This is a genomic window from Orenia metallireducens (genome assembly GCF_003001995.1).
GTDB classification, from domain to species: Bacteria; Bacillota; Halanaerobiia; order Halobacteroidales; family Halobacteroidaceae; genus Orenia; species Orenia metallireducens_B.
Map to the genome: position 1 here is coordinate 45410 of NZ_PVNB01000010.1, position 24800 is coordinate 70209.

Below are 24800 nucleotides of genomic sequence, written 5' to 3' on the forward strand. Positions count from 1 at the left end.
ATGACTTATGTAAGATTACAATAAAAGTTTTACCCTAAATTAGCAGAGTTAATTTTCATTATATATTGAATGGCAAATATCCCAGTTGAGAGTATAAATCAAAGTAGTATTGGCTTATCCAAGATTGTAGTTTTAATAAGGGATTGGGAGCACTAGTGGGGATGTCAAAAATTTGCATGATATTATGTAAAACCAGTTTTTAAATTATAGGTAAATAGATTATTATGGAGTGATTAAAAATGATATCAGATATTTATTATCGTAAGAAGATAAATACACCGTATTTGTCATTAATATTTATTTTTACTTGTTTATTAGTATCTATACCAACCTATTTCTTTCCTGAATTATATCAAATTTTTAATGGAAGTAGTCAAGAAATTTATTTATGGCAACATATTACTTTTATTTTTGAACATGGCTCTAATACTTTGCCACTTTTCGTTCATTTACTAACTAATATATCAGTAATAGCCTTTTTTGGAGTTATATCAGAACGTATATTAGGAGTTAAAAGATTTTTGATTTTATCCTTAAGTTCATTTGTAATATACTATATTTATTTTCATATTAACAATTTATCTGGAAATGGGGCTTCTGGAGTGATATGGTCTTATACTTCTGTGAGTTTTTTCTCAATAATTTATATGTATAAATTTAATAAAAATAAATTAAAAGAGGATAGACTTTATTATTTGGCTATATTACTATTAATATTTACTTGGGTAGGTGTTACAATAGCAGATTTTATTATAAATAAAGAACTTTCTTATGGAATTGGGTCTCATATTATCAGCGTACTTGTTGGTTTTGGATTTGTGCTAATTTGGAAAAATCATATAGAAAAACGTATAGATAAAATCATAAGTAAAGATATAGATATTAAATTAGATTTATCTAAATTAGAGAAAATAATTGTTAAAATTAGCTTAGTAGTACCAATAATGATTTTAGTAGTTTTATTAATGTTTTTCAATGGCTTGTTGACCAGTCATATATCTCCTTCTAAAGTCGAAAGTATTAATCCAGTAAGTAATAATATAACAGCTATAAATAAGTCAAATAATCAAATTGAAATTAAGTTTACTTATCCAATGAAAGAGATAAATTCGATACATAGTAGTATTATAGGACGCAAAAAGTGTTCAATTAAATCTAAATGGATTGATAATAAGACTTATATAATAAAATTTAATAGAAAACTTTATTCTGATGAAAAAGTGAAGATTATTTTAAGTGAGATATATGATTCTAAAGGCCGTGTTTTTAATGATGATATAATACTTGAATATGATTAATTACTAAGTATGGAGGGGTAATAGATGAACAAAATTGATATAGATTTTATTATGGACTCATATGAGGGAGCAATTCCTAATTATAGTAGTGCTGCCAAGGAGCTTGGAATGTGGGAGTCTGAATAATATATCTTTGATAAATATTTTGAGAAGGATAAAGATATTTTAGATATTGGTTGTGGAGCAGGTAGAACAACATTTGCTCTATATAATAGAGGATACAAAAATATAATTGGCTTAGATTTATCTCAGAATATGATAGCTGCTGCTAAAGAAATCAATAAGATAAAAAAGTATGATATAGAATTTGTACAAGGTGATGCAACTAGTTTAGAGTTTGAGGATAATTCCTTTGATTATGCTTTGTTTTCTTTTAATGGGATAATGCAGATTCCTTATAGTAAAAACAGAATAAACGCCTTAAAGGAAATTAGAAGAGTATTAAAATATAATGGCACATTTATATTTACAACCCATGATAGAAATGAGGAGGAAGAGTTCAAAGAATTTTGGAATAGTGAAAAAGAAAGGTGGAATAAGGGACTGCAGGATCAGCGTCTATATGAGTATGGTGATAGAATAACTGGCTCTAAAAATGAAAAGGGTGAAATATATATTCATATTCCTGATAGAGAGGAAGTCTTAGAGAGTATAGTTGCAGCAGGGTTTAAACTTGTAGAAGATTTTTATAGACGGGAGTTATTTGCTGAAAGTGATAAAGTGAGAGAGTTTTCAGGTGAGTGTAGATTCTGGGTGGTAAAGAAATAATTTGAGATAGATAATATGGAAGTATTCAAGCAATAATGTCAGAAGATAAGGTCTGAGATATTAACAGAGATGGATTTAGTCAGACACCAATGAAATAAGTATCTTAGAGATGATGATAAGCTTTCTTTAATTACTTTTACTGTTCTTATTTGTGTCTATTTGTGACCATTCGAGGTTTCAAAGTTTTGGCTTATTTTTATTTCACTTTAGACTTGGACATCTATATTTTCAGTAGATATCAATAAAATTTTGAATAAAGGATATAGGAGCTTAGGAGATTATAATTGTTTTAGTTAAATGAATCCTAATTCCTATAATTAAGGATATTAAAGGAATAATGATATTTTTTATCCATAAAACACTTGAAATTCCCAAAACTTTATTATAGTATATATATACGCCAAATTTTTGTAAATATATTGCAAGGAGGTGTATTAATGAATTTAAAGATAAATAATCGTAGGTAATGGTTATTATAATCAGTAAAGGATTTTTTAAACAGTAACTTCTAACCGATTAGAAAAACTGTTCAGTATTATTGATATAGGAGAAGATAATAGTTAAAAGGAGGTCTAGATGGAAAAACTACAAATTCACGAAAAAAAGAGTGATTATAGACCTGAGGATGTAGATTTTTTGCCAGAAAAGATTGCTATACTCGATCAACACTTTCAAAGCTTAATCAAAGAAGATAAGCTACAAGGTGCCAGTTACTTAATCTCAAGAGATGATAAAATTTTTGCTCATAAGTCAATGGGTAAGTTACGTGCTGACAAGAATGATGATAGAGATTTAATGCCTGATTCTATTAGGGAAATTCAATCTATCACAAAACTATTTACTACAGTGGCTATCATGCAGCTAGTTGAGAAGGGTGCAATCAGACTAGATCAACCTGTGATGGAGATATTAGAAGAATTTAATAAACCATTATTTGCTAAGATTACAATCTTTCATCTTCTAACCCATACCTCAGGTTTAGCTGCTGATCCAGGTGCATATTTTGAGCCATATCCAAGTGATTGGAGTTGGTCTAATAAAAAAGAATGGATTAAGGAAATTTTAAGGGGGCATACCAGAGTAGAACCAGGTAAAGAATGGGGGGATTTTTCAGCTGGTTTTGCAATATTGGCAGCAATTATATCTAAAAAGAGTGGTATGATTTATGAAGATTATATAATGGAGAATATTCTTAAACCTCTCGGTATGAAAGATACTAGTTTTGGAATTAGGGGTATGGATTTAGATAATGTAGAAGCAATAAGAGCTAAGGTTGATAGGACATGTATTAATTATCAAACACCAGATACTGAAGAATTAATAGAATTAATAACCAAAGAAGAAAAAGATAATTTAAAATGTAAAGAGTTACGACCAAGTGGAGGTATATACTCTACTTTAGAAGACTTACAGAAGTTTGGGCAGATGTTTTTGAATAAAGGCAGATACAATAATAAACAGATTATTTCACGTAAAAGTGTAGAGGCGATGACAAGAAATCATTTAAAGGGTGTTAAAGATTATTGTTGGAATGCAGGTGGAGTAGAAAAAGAGTACGGATTAGGATTTAAAGTGCATTCTAATACTCAGTTATTATCACCGGGATCCTTTTCACATGAGGGAGCTGGTCTTTGTGGTTTGTATATCGATCCAGTTGAGAATATGATGATGACTTTTTTCTGTCCTCTTGTTGATGAGTGGGTAGCTGAATCAATTATTAATACTTTAAATATAGTTTGGTCAGGAATATTATAAAGAATTTAGGGATATGTAAAGTAGGTATATTATGAATAAATATTAATGGAGGTTTTAAGATGAGTGAGTTAAAGATTCATAAAAAGAAGACCAATTATACACCTAAAGATGTGGATTTTTCATCAAAACAGATTGATGTACTTGATAGTCACCTAAAAAATTTAGTAAAAGAAAATAGACTCCAAGGAGCTAGTTATCTGATTTCAAGAGATGATAAGATCTTTGTAAATAAGTCAATGGGTAAATTACGTGCTGAAAAGGATGACAATAGAGATTTAATGCCTGGGTCAATCAGAAGAGTAGCCTCAGTTACAAAGTTATTTACTTCAGTGGCTATGATGCAGTTAGTTGAGCAGGGAATAATCAGAATAGACCAGCTTGTAATGGAGATATTAGAGGAATTTGATAAACCTTTATTTAATAAGGTTACAATCTTTCATCTTCTAACCCATACTTCTTGTATATTTCCTGATCCAGACGCATATTTTGAACCATATCCAGCTAGTTGGGGTTGGTATAACGAAGAAAAATGGATTGAAGAAATTTTAAGAGGTCACACCAGACTTAATCTAGGTAAAGAATGGAGTTATTCTTCAGCCTGTTTTGCGATACTAGGAGAAATTATTTCTAGAAAGAGTGGTATGCTTTATGAAGACTATGTAGCTGAAAATATTCTTAAGCCACTTGGTATGGAGGATAGTACATTTTTTGTCAATGATGATTTAGAAGATATTGAAGCAATAAAGATAAAATTTGATAGAATTTGTTTTAATCGCGAGGTTAGTGAGCAAGAGATAGAAAAATGGATTGAAGATATGAAAAATAGACCTAAATGGGCAGTTCCTGCTGCTGGGGGAGGACTTTTCTCTACTTTAGAAGACTTACAAAAGTTTGGACAAATGCTTTTAAACAAAGGCAGATACAATAATAAACAGATTATTTCACGTAAAAGTGTAGAAGCAATGACGAGAAATCAATTAAAGGATGTGAAAGATTATTGTTGGGATGCTGGAGGAGCAGAAAAGGAGTATGGACTAGGCTTTAGAGTTCATTCTAACTTTCACTTGTTATCACCGGGAACTTTCTCCCATGAAGGTGCAGGACTGTGTGGGTTATTTATGGATCCAGTAGAGAATATTGTCTTTGCATATATTTGTCCTCTTGTTGATGAATGGGTGCCTGAAGCGGTTAATAATCAAGTAAATATAGTCTGGTCGGGAATTTTATAAAGTATATAAAGAATACAAGGAGTAGAAATATGTTAAGAACAATCAAAGGAGTTGCTTTTGCTACATATAAAGAATGGGCTGCCTATAGAAGTCATATGTTAGTATCTTTATTCGTTGGTCCTCTTTATTTTTTAGTACAGTATTATATTTGGAGTTCAGTTTATACAGGACAGGATCTTATCAATGGCTTTAGCTTAATTCAGATGCTGACCTATTATGGGATCACAACACTAATTAATTATTGTATAATGGATTTTGCTGGTTGGAATCTACAGATGTTAATCAGAACAGGGCGTTTTATTACTTTTATGCTACGCCCTGTTTCTCATAGGTTATTTGCTTTTAGTCAGAAGATTGGTCATCGAATGCTAGGCTTTTGTTTAGAATTACTGCCTGTTTATTTAGTATTTACTATAGCATTTGATATTCATCTTATTCCAGCTAATATTCTCTGGTCAATCTTATCGATATTTTTAGGCTTTATGATGATGTTTTTAGTCAATTACTGTATTGGTATCACTGGATTTTGGTTAACTAGAACCGATGGTATTAGAAGTATTATCCTTTTGTTTAGGAATGTATTTGCGGGAGTATTCATTCCTCTTACTTTTTTTCCAGAGTTATTACAGAAGATATTATTCTTTCTTCCCTTTCAATACATCTCCTATGTACCAGTAAGAGTATTTATAGGAGATTATCAACTAGGAGGTATGGAATTTACTATAGCTCAAATTGTAGGTATTCAGGCTATTTATGTGATTATGATGTTATTGCTCTCTGAACTAATGTGGAGAAAGGGAATTAAGAAGTTTACGGGGGTGGGAGCATGATTCATGCTATCAAGATATTTTTAAGCGGGGTCAAGGTGGCTCTTGCTTCTAGGATGGCATATCGGGGAGATTTTATTATTCGGCTGATTGTAATGTTAATAGGTGATTTATTATTTCCTATGATTACATTATTGATATATCAATCTGGTGCTTCCTTTCCAGGCTGGAATCTTTATGAAGTACTTTTGATTCAGGCTGTATTTATGATTGCTAAAGGGATCTCTTTTCCCTTCTTTTATGGAATGGTTTATAATATATTGAATAAGGTTAGAGAGGGTACCTTTGATTTGATGTTAATCAAGCCTTGTTCCATATTATATTTCTCTGTAGTCAGTAGTTTTAATATAGAGTATATTGGAAGTTTTTTTGGGGGAGTAACTATACTAATCTATGCATTAGCAAATCTACAGATAGGTATTAGTCTAATTTCTTGGATGAATTTTTTAGTTTTATTTGCTTTCTCTATCTTAGTATTATTATCCTTCACTTTGATCATGTCAGGTACTTTATTCAAGTGGGTTGGCAATAGTAGAGTTTATGAAATCTTTAATGCAATTTCTACTTTTAGTTTATATCCAAATACAATCTATTCAAAGGCTTTTCAAAATTTAATTTCATATATTATCCCCATTGCTATGATTGCATTTTATCCAGCAGCAGCTTTGTTGAATAGATTAAATAGTGGTGTTTTTTATTCAATTATTGTCTGTTGTCTATTCTTTTTAATCAGTAGGGCTTTTTGGTACATGATGTTAAAAAATTATACTAGTGCAGGTGGTTAATAGTGATACATGTTAAAGATTTAAAAAAAACATACAAAAGTTATCGAAGAGGAAGTAATTTTTTAGAAACATTAAAGAGTATTTTCAAGAGGAAAACAGATTATGTAGATGCAGTTAAGGGTATTTCCTTTGATATAGCGAAAGGTGAATTGATAGGATTTATAGGCCCTAATGGGGCTGGTAAGTCTACTACTTTGAAAATGCTAACTGGAGTATTACATCCTACATCAGGAGAAGTTGAGATAATGGGATATACTCCATGGCAGGATAGAAAGAAGTATGTAGCTAATATTGGAGCTGTTTTTGGTCAAAAGTCACAGTTAATCTGGGATATTCCTCCAATAGATGCCTTTTATATGAATAAGGCTATTTATAACATTCCTGATGATGAGTTTGAAGAGACTAAGAATAAATTAGTAAAGTTGCTTGAGGTTGAGGAGTTAATCAAAAAGCCAACTAGACAATTATCTCTAGGTCAAAGAATGAAATGTGAATTTATTATGGCTATGCTCCATAATCCAGATATAGTCTTTCTTGACGAGCCCACCATTGGTCTTGATGTGATAGCTAAAGAAACCATTAGAAATTTTATAGAAGAGATGAATAAAAGAGGCGTTACTTTTATTTTAACTACCCATGATTTAGGGGATATAGAACACCTAGCTCGTAGAGTTATTTTTATCAATAATGGAGAGATTATCTTTGATGATTCAATAGAGTATCTACGAAAACAACTAGGGGATAAAAAATATATTAAATTAAAGACTGATAACAAGATGGAGCAATTATCAATTCCTGGTATTGATTACAAAAAGATAATCTCTAATCAGGAATTTGAGATAGAATTAGATAATTCAGCAATTAAACTCAAAGATTTTATAGAAATTATCAATCAGAAGGCAGGGATATTGGATATGAATATACAGGAGTTGCCTATAGAAAGTGCTATTAAGGTACTCTATGGGAAGAGATGAAAAGATAGAATGGTTTGGTGAAGAGAAGACAATTTATGCTCATTTAGCGGCAATGATCTCCCATGAAGCTACGCATGTGGGACAAATTGTTGCCTTCTGTTATGCAGAAAATATTCAGATTCCTCAGGAGATTGTTAATAGAATGGCATTATCAAATTAGAGAATAAACTAAAATATTTTAATGAAAGTTTAAGTTATGTTAAATTTAGGATCAATCTAATTAGAAATTTATAAACTATAAAGGATTATCTTAATTAAATTGTTAAAACTTACAAAAAGTTCTTGACATAATATGTGAATCATAGATATACTATATATAGAATTGAAAAATTAAATAATAAATATAAATTAGAAGGGAGGTCGTAAAGAATGAGAATTTCAACTATAATTCGTTTATTGATTAATGTTGTTGAAGTATTAAAAATCAAAGATAATTTTGCGACCTGCCCAGGGATTAGTATATAAAGTTATGGTATATATTTCTATTGCCATAGATCAATATCGAAAGGCGCAGGTCATAGTGACCTGTGCTTTTTATTTTCAATATAATGATTAATTTTATTCATTATTATTAAAATAATCCAAATTTTGATTATTTAGCCACAGGTAATTATAATTACCTGTGGCTATTTTTTTTGATAAATGATTTGGTTGTAATAGGGTTGTGATTTTAGCAAAGGAAGGTGATTTAGTTATGTATAACTTAAAGCAAAATCAGTATTTTGAAATTAAAAATTTAATTAAAGAGGGAATACAATCACCTGATATTTTAATTATATTAGAAGAAAATTATACAGATTGTATATTAAGGAGGAATTTAGATTAAGGTGAAGATAAAAGGTTTAATTAAAGAGAAAGTAGCAGTGATTGATAGTATTAACAATCCTATAAAAACAGAGGAGAGAATAGAAGAAGCAATTAATCTAGGCTATGATGTGATTGTAACCTTTGCAGATTATGATTATTCATTAAGCTAGATGGTATTGGAAGGAAAATGTTGAAGGCTTTATTAGATTGGGCTGATAAGAAAGGATTTGTAAAAAATTTCTTTAAGGATCGATGTTAGTAATACAAGAGCAGTGAAATTATATTAAAAAACGGTATTTAAGGAGTTGTTTGAAAATGAACCTTAATAAACTTATAAATCTTTCGCAAAAACCTAAATTATTTGAAAGAAGTGAGACAGTATTTTGGGATGACCCACATATCTCAAAGAAGATGTTAGAGGCTCATCTTAATCCTGACTTAGAAGGAGCTAGTAGAAAATTTGCAACTATTGATGCCTCAGTTAAATGGTTGGATGAAGATATCTTTCCTAATAAGGATATTAAGATTCTTGATCTAGGGTGTGGACCAGGATTATATACATCTCGTTTGGCTAAATTAGGCTATTCTATCACTGGAATCGATTATTCCCAGCGTTCCATTAATTATGCTAAAGAGAAAGCAGAGGAAGAAAACTTAGATATTGAATATATTTATCAAAATTATCTGACTATTGACTATGAAGAAGAATTTGATGTAATTATGCTAATTTATTGTGATTTTGGAGCACTGACCAATGAAGAAAGAGATCTTTTACTTAAGAAAATCTATCAAGCTTTAAAAGCAGGCGGTATCTTTATTACTGATGTATTTAGTGATAAAAATAAAGGTAACAGTGATTTAGGTAGACATTGGGAGCTTACAGATGATGGATTCTGGAATAAAAAACCTCATCTAGCATTGACAGAAACCTTCTTATATTCAGAAGATGATACCTTCCTAAATCAGACACTAGTTATGACTGAAGATAAAGAGATTAGTGTTTATAGACTTTTCAATCATTGCTATACTAAAGCAACTATAACTGATGTATTAAACGAGTTTGACTTTAAAGATCATAGCTATTATTCTGATGTGACAGGAAAAGATTACTCTGAAGAATCGAAAACTTTAGCGGTAGTTACAAAGAAATAATATCAACTTTGATATAAGTGGTTGTAAGAAGGAAGTATTAACGACACATGTTAAATAGTAAGAATTCATGATGTCGTTAATACCTCTTATTTAAGGGGTTAAACGAAAGATATTGTTAAGATATGAGTTATCGGAAATCGTATTTTGAAAATAAAATATTAAAAGAGGTGTACTATATATGAAGTTAAGGTTTGAAATGCTAAATAAGAAGCATGTAAAAGTAGCAGCAGATTTGGTTATGGCTGCCTATCAAGAAGAAAATAAGTTAGTACCGTATCTTCCAATGGAGAATAATTACTTTAATATCTTTGAGGAAAAAATAAAAGATTTGTTTGTTAATGGTTCAGGTGTTGTTGCTATTTCTGGTAATAAAGTAGTGGGTTTTCTTGCTGGATATGAAATTGAGCAGTTATGGGGAAAATGTAAGGGGATTTATACTCCTTTATATGGGAATGGAGCTATTTATAAAAATCGTAGGAAAATATATCAAGAATTATATAAACATACATCAGATTTATGGGTAAAAAATAACTATACCCAGCATGCAATCACCTTATATGCACAAGATAAAGAAACTATTGATACTTGGTTTTGGTTAGGCTTTGGACTTAGATGTGTTGACGCTATTCGTGAGGTTTCTTCTATTAAGAAAATTAATCGAAATATTAGTATTAAAAAAGTTGAAGAAAATGACATATCATCTTTAGCAAATGTTCAAAATGACCTTCATATGTATTTTAGGAACTCACCAATGTTTATGCCAGCTCAGAAAGAAGATCCCATTCAATATTTAAAGGAATGGTTAAGTAAAGATAACCATCATTTATGGATTGCATATGATAGTGAGCAGAAAAAAGCTTTAGGATTAATGAAAATTGAGCCATCAGGTGAGAGATTTATTACTGAACATCCTAAAATGAGGAATATAACTGGTGTATATGTTGATAAGAAATATAGACAAAAAAAGATTGGTGTATCCTTGCTAGGAGCAATACAAGAATGGCTATTAGAAAATGATTACAAGCTTTGCGGAGTAGATTATGAGTCTTTCAATATTTTAGGAAGTAATTTTTGGAATAAGTATTTTACTCCTTATACTTATAGTTTAGTAAGGCGTATAGATGAAAGAATTTTAGAGTTATAATATAACTTGAGGTGTTATGGGACTTCCGATAACAGGTCGTTAGTGACGTTCAGCTTGGCGGTTAGAAATGGGGCAAGAGGTGACTTATGAAATTAAGCAGTTAGAAGGTTATAAATTATATTATAAGGTATCTGATAAAGGTGATCCATTGATACTAATTCATAGGAGTTCGGTATAAAATTGAATATGATAAGTGGTTAATAGTTATTTTAGGTAATTCTGATTATAAAACAGAAGAAAATAAAGATCAATAAAAACAATAATATAATTAATAAATAATTAAAGATATTTTTGGTGATAGAAAGAAAATAATAGAAAATGTTTTTGGTAAGGCTGTAAACGATGTGAAAGAGATCCATACTTTATCTGAGATTATCGACATGCTATTTAGATGATAAATAGATCTTACAGTAGAGATATTAGTTGCTGAAAATACAAATAACTTTATTAATCATATGAAGTATATTCATGGATAGCTTGTTTATATATTGATAAGAAATAAAGAGGTGATATAGATAATGTAAAAAAACATCTCCTGTAGTTAATGTTAGAAATAACAGTTTAGGTTAAATATAATAAAATATATTTTTGGAAAGGAGAACTATATGAACTTAGATTTATCATTTATTAAAAGTGCTGTTAAATTTAGTAAAAAGATTTTTGTTTTAATTTTGAGCTACATATTAATTAATATTGTCAACGATTGGGGGGATTTTTTAAAGTATAATAACTATAAATTTGAATTTATCTTAATAGGTTTATTCAATATAATAATTATTATTTTCTTTTATCCTGGCATGTATTATTTAATTAAGGAAAAATTATATGGAAATCTTATAAACATAAAAGTATTTTTAAGAGGGGTAAAAAAATATTATAAGAGATTATTGTTAGTGAGTTTAGTTCTTGGAATAATAGGAACAGTAATATATTTTCCTATAATGTTAATAACATATAAAAATAATCAAATTGTGGGTGAAATCTTTAAAGCTATTTTTTTCACTCTGTTCACATATTTTACTGCGTTTGCGGCTCCTATTATAATTCTTGAGAATTATAATAGTTGGGACTCAATAGTATATACATTTAGATATTCTATAAAAGAAATTAGAAATAATCTACAAATATTTCTAATAATTATTTTAAAATATATTATCACATCATTACTTACTTTGATATCTTTTAACTTTGCTTATAGCTCTTATCGGTACTGGGTATTAAGCTTTATAAAAGATGGGGTTGATTCTTATTTTAATATATTAATATTCATAATTGCGTTATTGATGTTAAAAGAAAATTTAATAAGAACAGATTCAATAGCTGATAATAAAACGCCGTCCTTCAAATAATAGCGATAAGCTATATCTTAATAAAGTTAACAGTACAATTTTCAAAGTTAAGATACTGGTTTCTTGAAATACAATAATTAAATTAAAAGAATGGCTTTTATATTGGCTGAAATAAGATCATATTTAAAACTTATGTTAGAAATAATAATTTAGAAAGTAAAAGAAAATAGGATTAATTATAGTCAATGTAAAAGAATTTTCTGTATGTTTACAGGTATTGCAATTGTGATTGAGTATAGTAGAATAATTAAGGCTCTGGATATGAGAGTATTTAAAGGTCTCTTTATCGGTTGCTAAGAACCTTTCAGTCTTTGAAGGAAATTCCAGATTTTATGAGTGACTTTCGTCTTACATATCATCTTGGTGGATTATATTATCTAAATTCAGACAAAGATTTAAAAGCATACAATGATCTCTTGCAAGAAGCTTTAGATATTGCTGCTAGCTCTGGAATAGAAGATGTATCAATTCACCCGCCCTTTATTGGTGAAGATATAAGTCTAAGAGATCTATCTAGAGAATACTTTAAAGAAATAATTAAAGAGTGGTTGCTAAAATATAAGAATGAAGGTATAGGTTTATCCCTTGAAACTCATGTTTCAGCAGAATATTTTATCTTTAATGGTCTTGAAGATTATGCTGAGCATAGCTGGCATGTCTGTTTATCTGCTTTAATGCTAAAAGATTATGCTGATGAAAAGATTAATATTGATAAAGTTATTAAAATGCTACTTATCCATGATCTAGGCGAGATTGATTCATGAGATACTATTATATATGAAAGTGAAAAGACAGAATTGAAAGAGAACGAGGCTGATGGGGTTAGACGTTTATTAGGTATTCTACCTGAGGGTAAGACAGAGGAATATATGGAGCTATGGTATGAATTTGAAGCAGGAAAAACAGCCGACTCAAAATTTGCAAAAGCTATTGACCGTATCCCACCATTGTTCCATAACCTATACGGAGAAGGACATAGTTGGAAGGAAAATAAGATATCCAAAGAAAAAGTTTTTTCATTAAATAGCCGTATAAGTGAAGGAAGTCAGAAATTATGGCAAGCAATAGAAGCTAAGTTGAATGAAGCTGTTTCTAATGGAATTCTTAAGTAGGTTTTCTATTTTCCTTTTGATATCAATAAACTAGAGTTCTAATAATGATGGTCTGATTCAATACATTTATAAATAATGGGAGGAATTATTATGAATTATATTACTAAGAACAAAGAAGCTTGGGAGGAAGCCTTTGAGCGGGCAACAGCTTGGGGTAATGATATAGAAAAACGCTTAGCTAAAGAGGAATATCCTTTTATTGAGAAGGTTTTAGTTGATGAGTTAGTAAATTATGACTTTACTGACAAGAAAATTGCTCAATTTTGTTGTAACAATGGTAGGGAACTCTTATCAATTATGAATTTTGGTGCTGATAGCGAGGTTGGTTTTGATATTGCAGAAAATATGGTGGATTTTGCTAATCAAACAGCTCAAAACTTAGGGATTAATTGCAGCTTTGTGGCTACTAATATTCTGGAAATAGATCAAAAGTATTATAATAGCTTTGATTATATTTTTATCACAATTGGAGCATTGACCTGGTTTGAAGATTTATTACCCTTTTTTAGGAAAGTATCACAATGTCTAAAGGAAGGTGGTAGATTGATAATTAACGAATGCCATCCAGTAACTAATATGCTAGGAGCAAATGGAGAAGAGCAATATGATCAAGAAACACCTAATATATTGATTTATTCCTACTTTAAAGATAATGCTTGGATTGAAAATGATGGTATGGGTTATATGAATGGAGAGAATTATGAATCAAAGACCTTCTATAGCTATTCCCATACCTTTACAGAGATAATAAATGCAATCTGTCAAAATGGGATGAGTATCAATAAATTAATGGAATTTGATTATGATATTTCTGAAATGTTTAGCAACTTAAACAATAGAGGAATACCATTAAGCTATATTTTGATTAGCCAAAAAGTTTGATTTTTTGGTTACTTTTTCATCAAGGAAAAAGGTAACTCGCCATTCAGGCGAAACCTGGACTAAGATAAAGTAAAATTTTTAATAAAAACTTAAAACTAAGATGTTATTAGAAAGATAAAAAGAAAGCTATATATTCACTGATCTATCTTATAATATTAGAGAGAAAAATATAATAACAGTACCTAAAAAGGTTGTGATTTAAATGATAACATTATCTAAAGTAAATAAAAATTATGGTTTTGAAGCAGTCTTAGAGAATTTTTCAATGACGATAAATAGCGGTGAAAAAGTCGGTTTAATTGGTGCCAATGGCTCAGGAAAATCGACGGTTTTTAAGCTATTGGCAGGAATTGAAAGTCCAGATCAAGGTATGATAGCCATTAGTCAAGGACTAAAGGTAGGCTATATGAATCAGATGATAGACTATAAAGAACAAGAGACTGTTGAAGAAAGATTGTTAGTTAATTTTGATTATTTACAGCAGTTAGAGGAGAGATTAAGAGAATTGGAAGTAACGATGAAAAACTTAACTAACAATCAGCTAGAGAAGAAGCTCAAGGAGTATTCTAAATTATCTACTAAGTATGAAGTATCAGGAGGCTATACTTATCAAAGTCAGATTGATCAAGTAGTTCAGGGGCTAGGTTTAGATTCTTTAAAAGGTAACTTGATTTCAGAGCTAAGTGGTGGAGAACGGGCAAGGGTACAGATAGCAGAATTGCTCTTAACAGAACCTGATATCCTACTTTTAGATGAGCCTACTAATCACCTTGATTTTAAGGCTATTAATTGGCTAGAAGAGTATATCAACAATTATAGCGGGACAGTAATTATTATCTCCCATGATCGTTATTTTCTCGATAAGACTATTGATCGGATTATAGAAATCAAACATGGTCAAGCAGAAGAGTATGCTGGGAATTATTCTTATTATTTAACGGAACGAAAAAAGCGTTATCAGTTAGCACTTAAGCAATATAATAATCAACAGAAAGAGATTAAAAGGAAAGAAGAGACAATTAAACAGTTACGAAATTGGGGTAAGCAGAGTGATAATGAGAAATTCTATAAACGGGCAGCTAGTATGGAGAAACAATTAGCTAAGATAGATAAATTAGATAACCCAGATTTAGGTGATTCTGATTTTAATCTTGATTTTGCTGCTGATAGAAGTGGTCAGGAAGTAGTTGTTTTAGATCAGGTTTCTAAAACCTTTGGGGACAAGCTCCTATTTAAAAATATAGATTTAAAGATATTTTATGGACAAAAAGTAGGGTTAATTGGTCCTAATGGCTCTGGCAAGACTACCTTGCTCAGACTTTTATTAGATGAAGAAGTTGCTGATAAAGGTAATATTAAGCTAGGAGCTAATGTTAAGATCGGTTATCTATCTCAACACCAAGAGCTAGAAAATCAAGACTTGACTTTATTAGAAGCCTTTAGAGCTGATGCTCCACCGATGTATGAATCTAAAGCGAGAACTATTCTAGCTAGCTATGGTTTCAAGGGAGATAATGTCTTTAGATATATTAAAGAGTTAAGCGGTGGCGAACGGGTACGCTTCCATCTGTTGAAGATGATGCATAGTGAGATAAACTTCTTAATTTTAGATGAACCTACTAACCATTTAGATATCAAATCGATTGAGATTTTAGAAGAGACTTTGGCAGATTATCAAGGTACATTATTAGTAGTTTCCCATGATCGCTATTTTCTAAATAAAACTATAGATAGCTTGTATGTAGTAGAGACTAAAGATGTGAAGCATTATGCTGGAAATTATGATTATTACCAGCAAAAAATAAAGTTAGAAAAAGCTAGACAGTTCAGAGAGAAAGAAAATAGTAAGAAGAATAGTAATAAAAAGGTACAAATTAAATCTCAAACCAGTTCTAGTAATAGCTTAAAGAAAAAGCTGGAAGCTATAGAGAGTCAAATATTGGAGTTGGAAGTTAAGCTAGAAGAGAATAATCAATTGATGATGGAGCCACAGAATTTGAATGATTATGAATATTTGAATCAGCTAAAAGATGATAATGAAAATATTCACTTGAAATTAGAAGCTTTAATCAACAGTTGGGAAGATATTAGCTTAGAAATTGAGAAGGTATAAGTTATAGGTTATCTTTTAGAGAAGAGTCTTTAGAACAGAGTTTACTGTTTTTAAAGCTAAGGTTAGTCAATTGAAAGTGAATATAAAAGAGTAGTTATTATAAAAAAGTAGTTATTATAAAAAATATATTGGAGGAATTAATTTGAAGACAATCAATTATGAAAAATTAACAAAAGATGAAGTAGAATTATCATTATTTTCAAACTTTAATCGCTATCAAGATGTAAAGAAATGCTGGCGCAAAGAAAATGGAGACTTGATATTGAAAGAAATTTCTTTCACTGAACAGTGGGGTCCTAATGAGTATAAACATCTTGTTAACTGCCTTAAGAATACTATAGAAACAGGTGGGACAGTATTTAGTGTATTTGAAAATAATGGCAACAGCCTTGTTGGATTTGCATCTTTAGAAAATCAACTTTTTGGAACTGCAAATCAATATTTGCAACTTTCAAGTATTCACATCTCTTATAAAAATCGTGGGATGGGAATAGGAAAGAGGTTATTTTCTCTTGTTTGTGAGCAGGCAATAGAAATGGGTGCAAAAAAGTTATATATTTCTGCACATTCATCACAAGAGACACAGGCTTTTTATAAAGCTGTGGGCTGTGTAGAAGCGATAGAGCATAATGAAGCATTAGTTGCTAAAGAACCATATGATTGTCAATTAGAATATAGATTATTCTAGTTAAAAGAAATTATATTTGGTAATAGATGTTGATAGCTGGAAACAGCAGGTTAAGTACATCTCAGTAATGATGAGATTGTAAGGAATAGATTTTATATTTCAGCAGAATAATTTTTCAATCAAAAGATTAAAATGAAAGGAATTTGGTTCAATAGAGACCAGAAGCAAAACTATTGGGAAGATATAAAAGAGATTGATAGTTTAGAGAAGATAAAAGAGATCTTCTTTTAATAATGGTCTTATTTATGTTGCTAGGTATAATCAGAAGGTCTTAAAGTGGCTATATGGAAATCAGGAATTGATCAAGAGTGCTCTTAGGTGTTTAGAATAATAAAATCAAAAGAGGATAAGAAAAAAATACATTAGTTTACACAAATCATAACTAAAACCTTGAAATATAGTTAATGGTGAATATATACTATATATAATAGCATTGGATAAAGATGTAGAATAATCTAATTAAAAGGAGTTGATAACTATGATTTAGCCATAAATACTTCCTGACCTAATCGCTTAGAAATTAATATATTGTCACGACCTATCTGAAGGTAGATATAAATAATAAATTTAGTGTAACTAGATTTAAATTAGAGAGGGGATAAGATGAAGATTAGAAGAGCACAGATAAATGATTTAAAGGTGATTAAAGAATTATATTGGCTGTTAGACGGTGATGCAGTATATTATCAACCAGAACATTTTATTAGAACTCAAAGACCTGATGATTTTATCCTTGACAGTATCAAGAGTGAGAAAGCAGATTTTTTATTAGTGGAAGAAGACAATAGAACTATCGGTTTTGCTTTACTAAGAGATAATCAAACCGCAAAGATCAGCTGTTTACAAGAGCATAGATATCTCCAGGTCGATGATTTGGTAATTGCAAAAGAGTATCGGGATCAAGGCTATGGTTCTAAGTTGTTAGCAGCAGCTAAAAGTTGGGGTCAGGATAGAAATTTAGAGTTCTTAAGGTTATCTGTTTTTTCTAAAAATGAAGGAGGAATTAGATTTTATGAGCGCCATGGATTGCAAGAGAGAATGATAAAGATGGAGTGTGAATTGTAAAAGCTTTAGATAATATTTGTTGCTATAAATTGACTTTATTTAATGAGGTGAATCAAGTGGATAGAAAACTGACCTTCAATCAAGATGTAAAAAATTATGACAAGTTTAGACCTAGCTATCCTAAAGAGTTGTTTAAAGAGATTATTGATTATTCTGGTCTTGACTGTAATAAGCATTCACTTGAAATTGGGATCGGGACTGGTCAAGCAACTAGACCGATTTTAGAGACAGGTTGTGCTGTTAGAGCAATTGAATTCGGAGATAAATTAGCAGATTATTCAAAAGAAAAATTTAGTAGTTACAATAATTTTAAGATTAAGAATATCTCCTTTGAAGACTTTGAATGTGACTCTAATAGCATTGATTTAGTTTATTCTGCGACTGCTTTTCATTGGCTTCCAGAGGAAATTGCTTATCCAAAAGTCCTTGATTTACTTAAGAGGGGTGGTACGATGACTCTTTTTTGGAATCGTCCCTTTGTTGGCAGAGACAATGATCCTCTTCATCAAGAGATTCAAGCTATTTACGATAAGTATAGACCATCAACTAAGGTTCTGATTGAGCATGATCAAGAGAGGTATAATAAGAGAATTGATACAATTAAAAAGTATGGTTTTGTAGACTTAGAGTTCAAATTGTTTCATCAAACTAGAAGCTTTAATGCAGAGGATTATGTCTGTCTGTTAAATACCTATTCAGATCATCGTATCCTTCTACCAAATATCAAGGCAGAATTTGAAGCTGAGATCAAATCAGCAATAAACAGACATGGTGGTATTTTGAAGGTCTATGATACTGTAGATCTGTATTTAGCAAGGAAACCCTCATAAAATAATCTTAAATGATACTTAGTAATTATTCTATTAGGCAAAATATTAAATATAATTTGAGGTATTGGAGTTTCATCAATTTTAAGAAGGTAATTTAGAAAGGAGGTCTAAAATTGAAAGAATATCTAGGTAGAGAAGTAAAAGTGAAAATTGATCGACCACTAGGCTCAAAGCATCCAGAGTATGGTTTTTATTATCCTCTAAATTATGGATATATACCGAATACTATAGGTGGTGATGGTGAAGAGATAGATGCTTATGTATTAGGTGTACATGAGCCAATTAGTCAATATCGGGGAAAGGTGATTGGAATTATACAGCGCAAAGATGATGATGAGGATAAGCTAGTGGTAGCAGCAGAGAAAAATTACTATGGGAAGGAAGCTATTAAAGCCTTAACGGAGTTTCAAGAGAGATTTTTTGAGATAGAGATTATCGTCTTTGATAAATAACAGGTAACAAAGGAATTTAAAACAACTTTTTATTTAAAAATTTTGAAGAATAAAAGGTTTAGTAATTATATAGCTCAAATGGTGACTTATTTTAGATTTAATTTAGGATTGATTGTGAATTGTAAGATAATAGTATAGCTAACTTTATATTTATAAAAGGGGAGATTTATATTGTCTAGTCAAATTAAAGAAGAACTTAAGCAAATATATAATCAACATGCTGATGAACGTCATAAATCGAAAAAACAGCCTTGGAAAGTGAAAATTAGACAAGAATTTTTACAAATGATTGAAAAAGACAATCTAACAACCATTTTGGATGTAGGTGCAGGTACTGGGCAGGATAGTTCTTTCTTTCAGAACGAAGGTTTGGAGGTAACTGCGATAGATTTATCTAATAAACATGTTAAGTATTGTAAACAAAAGGGTATTAATGCATATGAAATGGATTTATATAATTTATCATTTTCAGATGAAAGCTTTGATGCTCTTTACTCATTAAACTGTTTATTACATATACCTAAAAGGGATTTAGATGATGTATTAATAGAATTGAAAAGAGTATTAAAGACAAAAGGTTTATTTTATCTTGGAGTTTATGGTGGAACGGAATTTGAGGGTATAAATGAAAAGGATCATTATTCTGAAAAGAGGTTTTTCTCATTTTATAGGTATGAGAATTATTTAGAAAAGCTACAAGAGCATTTTCAAATAGTCAAATCTGAAAAAATTATGCTTGAAAAAGATTTTGAGTTCCATTATTTTATTGTGAAAAAGTAATTTAGCAACTCTATTACATCATATAATATGTAATTTTAAAGATGAATTTTGGAGGATTAGTCGGTACAGGAAAAGGATCAGGTATGGCTCTTATGTTCTTTTTTGCTTGTATCATAGGATTAGTAATTAGTTTAAGTGGTTGTTTAATTAAAGATGTCAGGAATATTGAAGAAGATATACCTGATTATGAGCTGGTAGTTAATAGTAATATTTAAGTTTAGAGGTATAAATAAGAATTATATATGATTTGAGATTAAAAATGCTCAGTGAATGTAGATTTTGATTTATAAATAATATCATTTGATAGGAGGAGTTAAAGTGTCAGAAAGAAGAAGAGTTGTTGAGCTTCTTCCCTATGATCTAGAATGGAAAGAAGAATTTGCAAAGATTAAGACCATGATAGATAGTTATATTGGTGATTTAATTTTAAGAATTGAACATGTAGGAAGTACATCTGTTGAAGGATTAGCTGCTAAACCAGTTATAGATATTGATGTTGTGATTGAGAGCTATGATATATTTCCAAAGATTATTGAGTGTTTAGAACAAGAAGGCTATGAACATGAAGGAAATTTAGGAGTTGAAGGGCGTGAAGTATTTAAGAGAAGATGTGATGATGGGTTGATGAACTATCATTTATATGTATGTCCTAAAGATGGTAAAGGATATTTAGAGCATATTGCTTTTAGAGATTATTTAAGAGAGAATACCAAAGCAAGAGAAGAGTATGAAGTTTTAAAGTATAAGTTAGCTGAAGCTTATAGAGATGATAGAGATAGTTATTGTAATAAAAAATCTGAATTTGTAGAAAGTATATTAGAGCGGACTATTTACCATCAAGAGAAAGAATAACAATTATGTTTGGAGGCATGATTAATATGAAAAAAATACATAAAGATTACTTACAAATATCAAATCAGAATAGCCAAATCCCTGCTATCTTATGGGGAGAAAAGAGCAATAAAATCTTAATAGCAGTTCATGGCAATTTCTCAGATAAAGAGGATACTATAATAGCTATCATGGCAGAAATAGCAGTGGCACAGGGTTATCAGGTATTAAGTTTTGATTTACCCGGACATGGGGAGCGAGTAGATGGGAATGATGAAAGTTTTCCACAAACTTGTGTAAGTGATTTAAAGGCAGTTTATAACTATGCTAAAGTTTTAGCAGATGATCTGAGCCTTTTTGCCTGTAGTATAGGGGCTTATTTCAGTATGCTGGCTTATCAGCAATTTCAGCTAAAGCAGAGTTTATTTTTGTCGCCAGTAGTTAATTTAGAGCAGATCATAGAAGAGATGATGAAAAGCTTTAATATTAGTGAAGAGAGATTGAGATTAGAAAAGAGAATTGAATTGCCAATTGACCATAACTTATATTGGAACTATTACTCTTATATAAAGAAGAATCCACTCTCTTTTCTGGGTCAGAGTCCAATTGTAATTCTGTATGGTTCAGCAGATAATATGACACAGTGGGAACTAATTTCAGAGTTTGCCAAGAACTATCAAGCCGAGGTAGAGGTTATCGAAAATGGAGAACATTACTTTCATACTGAACAGCAGCTGGATGCATTTAGGGAATGGGCTGAAGAAAAATTATTCTAAATAAGGAGATGAAAAATTGATAGACTATAAGCAAATTCCTAATTCTGATCATTGGGAGATTGTAAAAGCAGTTAACAAAGGTTGGTCTAAGGATCAGAAATATTATATCCAAACTAGAGACAAGGAAGAATTGTTATTGAGAGTATCAGATATAAAAGAGTATGAACAGAAGAAAAAAGAATATAATTCCTTAAAAAGACTTGATAATATGGATTTTTTAGTATCGAAACCTATTGATTTTGGAGTCTGTAATAAGGGTCAAGCAGTCTATTCTTTGCTGACTTGGATTGCTGGAGAGGATGCTGAGATTATTCTACCTACCTTTGATGATAAGGAGCAGTATCACCTTGGAGTTAAGGCTGGAGAGATTTTGCGACAGATACATAGTATTCCTGCTCCTAAGGATCAGCCTAGCTGGTCAGAAAGGTTTAATAAGAAGATTGACAGAAAGATATCAAATTATAAATCTTGTAGCATTCAGTTTGAAGGTGCTGACAAAATGATTGGCTATATCGAAGAAAATCGTTCTCTGTTGTTAAATCGACCCCAGTCTTTTCAGCATGGAGATTATCATGTAGGGAATATGATTATTACACCAGTAGGAGAGTTGGGGATAATTGATTTTAACAGGTGGGATTACGGTGACCCTTGGGAAGAGTTTAATAGAATTGTTTGGTCTGTTGCTAAGAGTCCTAGCTTTGCCTCAGGATATATTAATGGGTATTTTAAAAATCAGGTACCTGATTTATTCTTTAGATTACTGGCATTATACATTGCAAATAATCAGCTTGGAGCGATTTCTTGGGCTATTCCCTTTGGAGAAGAAGAGGTTAATACGATGCTGAAGCAAGCTGATGAAGTTTTGAAATGGTATGATGGTTTCACAACATATATTCCCGATTGGTATCTGAAAATATAATTTTTCTTGTAATGTGGGGGAGTAATTTTGACAATGATTAATTATGTAAGTGGTTATATATAATAAGGATATCAACTTTGTTAATAGATAATTTGTATCTTTACTTAAGCAGTGTCATAAAGATATGAGTTATGTGAAATAGGGGTGAATTAAGTTTTAAAAAGTTAAGGAGGACCTTTTATTATGGGGATGGACTGGTATGATATGATCGCTAAAAGAAATGGTGGCTACAAAAGTAATGCTATTTACACAATTGAAGGAGAATCGGGTGAAGAAGAATTTGAAAAGAGATTAATAGAAATGTTGCCAAGTTATGAATCGGTATTAGACGCAGGATGTGGAGATGGGGAATTCACTTTAAAGATGGCTAAATATGCAAAAAAGATTATTGGATTTGATAATTCTAACGAATTATTAAAGATAGCTAGCTTATCGTTGCAAGAAATAAATGAAATTAATAATGTAAAATTTATCTACGCCCATACAAAGGATAAAGATGGACTTCCTTTCGAGGATGAACAGTTTGATTTAATCTATAATAGAAGGGGACCCACTTCTATATACAATTACATTAGAATTCTTCGTTCAGGTGGGAGAATATTTAGTATTCATCCTGCATGCTTAGAAAAAGCAAAGGAAAGATTAATAAAAGGTGGTTTCATTAATATAAAAATAGAAATATTTGATAAAGCTTATATTTACTTTCCTAATGAAATTGAATATGCTAAGTGGTTAACAGCTATACCAGGTAATCCAGATTATACAATAGAAGAAAATAAAGATAAACTCGAAAAGAAGATAAAAGAAAATATAATTGATGGTAGAATTGGTGAACAATTATGGAGATATCTAGTGACTGCAACAAAAGCATAGAAAATATTTTTTAGTAAGTGTGTGAAAGATACTTCTATTACAGATAATAAGATGTTTTAGCTACACTGATTAACTGGAGAGTAGTGGGATGACTTATGTGAGATTCGGTGGTGAAAATAAAGGCTAAGATGAAAACAACGGCGTTGCAAACCCTTGAACTGTTATATGGCATATAGTATAAAGTTATTAATGATTATATCCGATATATTTGTACAAGAATTGTCGGGAAAGAAAATTTAAATTCATATATACTATAATTGAAAGGATTGATAATATGGACTGGCTTGAACAAATAAATAGAGTAATGGAATATATTGAAGAGAATTTAGCAGATGAAATTAGCTATGACAAAGTAGCTAAAATGGCATGTTGTTCAAAGTATCATTTTTCTAGAATGTTTTCATCAATTATGGGGATTACATTATCTCAGTATATCCGCCGTAGGAGGTTATCACTTGCAGCATTTGAATTACAGAATAGTGATATCAAAATAATTGATCTTGCTATGAAATATGGATATTCTTCAGCAGACTCATTTTCCCGTGCTTTTTACAATCTTCATGGTGTTAATCCATCAATAGCCCGTAATAATGGAGTACAGTTAAAAGCCTTTCCTAAGATGTCCTTTCAAATTACTATTAAGGGAGATGTTGAAATGGAGTACAGAATTGAAAGACTAGATTTTGAGTTTACAGTTGTAGGAGTAAAAAATACTATTCTTACTGAAAAATCCTTTGAGATGGTACCTAAAATATGGGAAGAAGCTAGCAAGACAGGCTTAGTACAGAGATTAATTGATATGTCATGGGAAGATCCTCAATGTAAGCTAGAAAGTTTATTAGGAGTAGTGGGTGAGCAACCTTCTATTACCGATGAAAAGTTTGAGTATATGATAGGAGTCCGTTATAAAAATAAAGTACCTGAGGATATGGAAAAGATAGTAATCCCCAAAAGTACATGGGCGGTTTTTCCTGATGTAACTGATGCCTGGAAAAGGTTATATACTGAATGGTTGCCAACATCAGGATATGAATTAGCTGATTTACCTTGTATTGAATGTTATTATGCTCCAGATCATGAACCTAAAGATGAATTATGGGTTCCAATTATAGCTTAGATTCATTATATCTGCGTTATATGTTTCTAAATACTTATAATAATGCTTTGTGCTAGTAGAAGAACTGATACAATATAGAGATAATGCGACACTTTCGTTCTAGTTGATAGTTAAACCATTAAACTCTTTATGTTCTAAGGTTTTGAACTTAACTATCCACTATCAACTTTACACTATACACTGAGGTTAAAGTGTCGCAATATCCCCATAAAAAGACACTATTAGTATTTAAATTTAACTAGCACAACGGGTTACAATATTAAATTTATAAAAG

The 24800-nt window shown here is 30.6% G+C and carries 25 protein-coding genes and 1 pseudogene; all 26 read left to right on the forward strand.

What is annotated here, in order from left to right:
• The first annotated feature begins 239 nt into the window (after window positions 1-239).
• The 26 genes and pseudogenes from BX659_RS08555 to BX659_RS08665 all read left to right on the forward strand — a co-directional run bounded on the left by BX659_RS08555 (window position 240) and on the right by BX659_RS08665 (window position 24526).
• Complete coding sequence (locus tag BX659_RS08555; RefSeq protein ID WP_097019005.1) at window positions 240-1298, forward strand: rhomboid family intramembrane serine protease; 1059 nt, start codon at window positions 240-242, stop codon at window positions 1296-1298.
• Window positions 1299-1427: 129 nt separating this feature from the next.
• Complete coding sequence (locus tag BX659_RS08560) at window positions 1428-2066, forward strand: class I SAM-dependent methyltransferase (protein ID WP_258176126.1); 639 nt, start codon at window positions 1428-1430, stop codon at window positions 2064-2066.
• A 576-nt stretch (window positions 2067-2642) separates the two neighbouring features.
• Window positions 2643-3821 (forward strand): serine hydrolase domain-containing protein, encoded by a 1179-nt coding sequence (locus tag BX659_RS08565; protein WP_097019006.1) that lies wholly within the window; start codon window positions 2643-2645, stop codon window positions 3819-3821.
• Window positions 3822-3880: 59 nt separating this feature from the next.
• Window positions 3881-5050 carry a serine hydrolase domain-containing protein gene (locus BX659_RS08570; RefSeq protein ID WP_097019007.1) on the forward strand — a complete coding sequence of 390 codons (1170 nt, stop codon included), beginning with the start codon at window positions 3881-3883 and terminating at the stop codon, window positions 5048-5050.
• A 29-nt stretch (window positions 5051-5079) separates the two neighbouring features.
• Window positions 5080-5880 (forward strand): ABC transporter permease, encoded by an 801-nt coding sequence (locus tag BX659_RS08575; protein ID WP_097019008.1) that lies wholly within the window; start codon window positions 5080-5082, stop codon window positions 5878-5880.
• Window positions 5877-6662, forward strand: a complete 786-nt coding sequence (locus tag BX659_RS08580; RefSeq protein WP_097019009.1) for an ABC transporter permease — start codon at window positions 5877-5879, stop codon at window positions 6660-6662. The genes BX659_RS08575 and BX659_RS08580 overlap by 4 nt, the downstream gene beginning before the upstream one ends.
• A complete protein-coding gene (locus BX659_RS08585) occupies window positions 6662-7636 on the forward strand; it encodes an ABC transporter ATP-binding protein (RefSeq protein ID WP_097019010.1) in 975 nt (324 codons plus the stop codon). The genes BX659_RS08580 and BX659_RS08585 overlap by 1 nt, the downstream gene beginning before the upstream one ends.
• Complete coding sequence (locus tag BX659_RS18990) at window positions 7623-7796, forward strand: hypothetical protein (RefSeq protein WP_172431970.1); 174 nt, start codon at window positions 7623-7625, stop codon at window positions 7794-7796. Before BX659_RS08585 ends, BX659_RS18990 begins: the two co-directional genes overlap by 14 nt.
• A 667-nt stretch (window positions 7797-8463) precedes the next feature.
• Entirely contained in the window at window positions 8464-8613 is a 150-nt protein-coding gene (locus tag BX659_RS18995; protein WP_172431971.1) for a hypothetical protein, read from the forward strand.
• Window positions 8614-8758: 145 nt separating this feature from the next.
• Complete coding sequence (locus BX659_RS08590) at window positions 8759-9595, forward strand: class I SAM-dependent methyltransferase (protein WP_097019011.1); 837 nt, start codon at window positions 8759-8761, stop codon at window positions 9593-9595.
• Between the two features lie 178 nt (window positions 9596-9773).
• Window positions 9774-10739 (forward strand): GNAT family N-acetyltransferase, encoded by a 966-nt coding sequence (locus BX659_RS08595; protein ID WP_106231791.1) that lies wholly within the window; start codon window positions 9774-9776, stop codon window positions 10737-10739.
• A 605-nt stretch (window positions 10740-11344) separates the two neighbouring features.
• On the forward strand, window positions 11345-12088 hold the full coding sequence (locus BX659_RS08600; protein WP_106231793.1) for a hypothetical protein: 744 nt from the start codon (window positions 11345-11347) through the stop codon (window positions 12086-12088).
• A 332-nt stretch (window positions 12089-12420) separates the two neighbouring features.
• Window positions 12421-13200, forward strand: a pseudogene (locus BX659_RS19425) (HD domain-containing protein).
• Between the two features lie 90 nt (window positions 13201-13290).
• Window positions 13291-14082, forward strand: a complete 792-nt coding sequence (locus BX659_RS08610; RefSeq protein WP_106231794.1) for a class I SAM-dependent methyltransferase — start codon at window positions 13291-13293, stop codon at window positions 14080-14082.
• Between the two features lie 202 nt (window positions 14083-14284).
• Complete coding sequence (gene abc-f / locus BX659_RS08615; protein WP_106231796.1) at window positions 14285-16195, forward strand: ribosomal protection-like ABC-F family protein; 1911 nt, start codon at window positions 14285-14287, stop codon at window positions 16193-16195.
• 142 nt (window positions 16196-16337) lie between these two features.
• On the forward strand, window positions 16338-16883 hold the full coding sequence (locus tag BX659_RS08620; RefSeq protein WP_106231797.1) for a GNAT family N-acetyltransferase: 546 nt from the start codon (window positions 16338-16340) through the stop codon (window positions 16881-16883).
• Window positions 16884-17486: 603 nt separating this feature from the next.
• A complete protein-coding gene (locus tag BX659_RS08625) occupies window positions 17487-17948 on the forward strand; it encodes a GNAT family N-acetyltransferase (RefSeq protein ID WP_097018919.1) in 462 nt (153 codons plus the stop codon).
• Between the two features lie 56 nt (window positions 17949-18004).
• Window positions 18005-18778: a class I SAM-dependent methyltransferase gene (locus tag BX659_RS08630; protein ID WP_106231799.1), complete on the forward strand. Its 774-nt coding sequence runs from the start codon at window positions 18005-18007 to the stop codon at window positions 18776-18778.
• A gap of 113 nt (window positions 18779-18891) precedes the next feature.
• On the forward strand, window positions 18892-19230 hold the full coding sequence (locus BX659_RS08635; protein ID WP_106231801.1) for an inorganic diphosphatase: 339 nt from the start codon (window positions 18892-18894) through the stop codon (window positions 19228-19230).
• Between the two features lie 171 nt (window positions 19231-19401).
• Window positions 19402-20010, forward strand: a complete 609-nt coding sequence (locus tag BX659_RS08640) for a class I SAM-dependent methyltransferase (protein WP_097018922.1) — start codon at window positions 19402-19404, stop codon at window positions 20008-20010.
• Window positions 20011-20051: 41 nt separating this feature from the next.
• Window positions 20052-20225 carry a hypothetical protein gene (locus BX659_RS19000; RefSeq protein WP_172431961.1) on the forward strand — a complete coding sequence of 58 codons (174 nt, stop codon included), beginning with the start codon at window positions 20052-20054 and terminating at the stop codon, window positions 20223-20225.
• A 103-nt stretch (window positions 20226-20328) separates the two neighbouring features.
• Window positions 20329-20862, forward strand: coding sequence for a GrpB family protein (locus BX659_RS08645; protein ID WP_097018923.1), 534 nt, complete (start codon window positions 20329-20331; stop codon window positions 20860-20862).
• A gap of 26 nt (window positions 20863-20888) precedes the next feature.
• Entirely contained in the window at window positions 20889-21617 is a 729-nt protein-coding gene (locus tag BX659_RS08650; protein WP_097018924.1) for an alpha/beta hydrolase, read from the forward strand.
• Window positions 21618-21633: 16 nt separating this feature from the next.
• Window positions 21634-22536, forward strand: coding sequence for an aminoglycoside phosphotransferase family protein (locus BX659_RS08655; protein ID WP_216358826.1), 903 nt, complete (start codon window positions 21634-21636; stop codon window positions 22534-22536).
• 183 nt (window positions 22537-22719) lie between these two features.
• On the forward strand, window positions 22720-23409 hold the full coding sequence (locus BX659_RS08660; protein WP_097018925.1) for a class I SAM-dependent methyltransferase: 690 nt from the start codon (window positions 22720-22722) through the stop codon (window positions 23407-23409).
• A 274-nt stretch (window positions 23410-23683) separates the two neighbouring features.
• Window positions 23684-24526, forward strand: coding sequence for an AraC family transcriptional regulator (locus BX659_RS08665; RefSeq protein ID WP_097018926.1), 843 nt, complete (start codon window positions 23684-23686; stop codon window positions 24524-24526).
• Window positions 24527-24800: the final 274 nt, after the last annotated feature.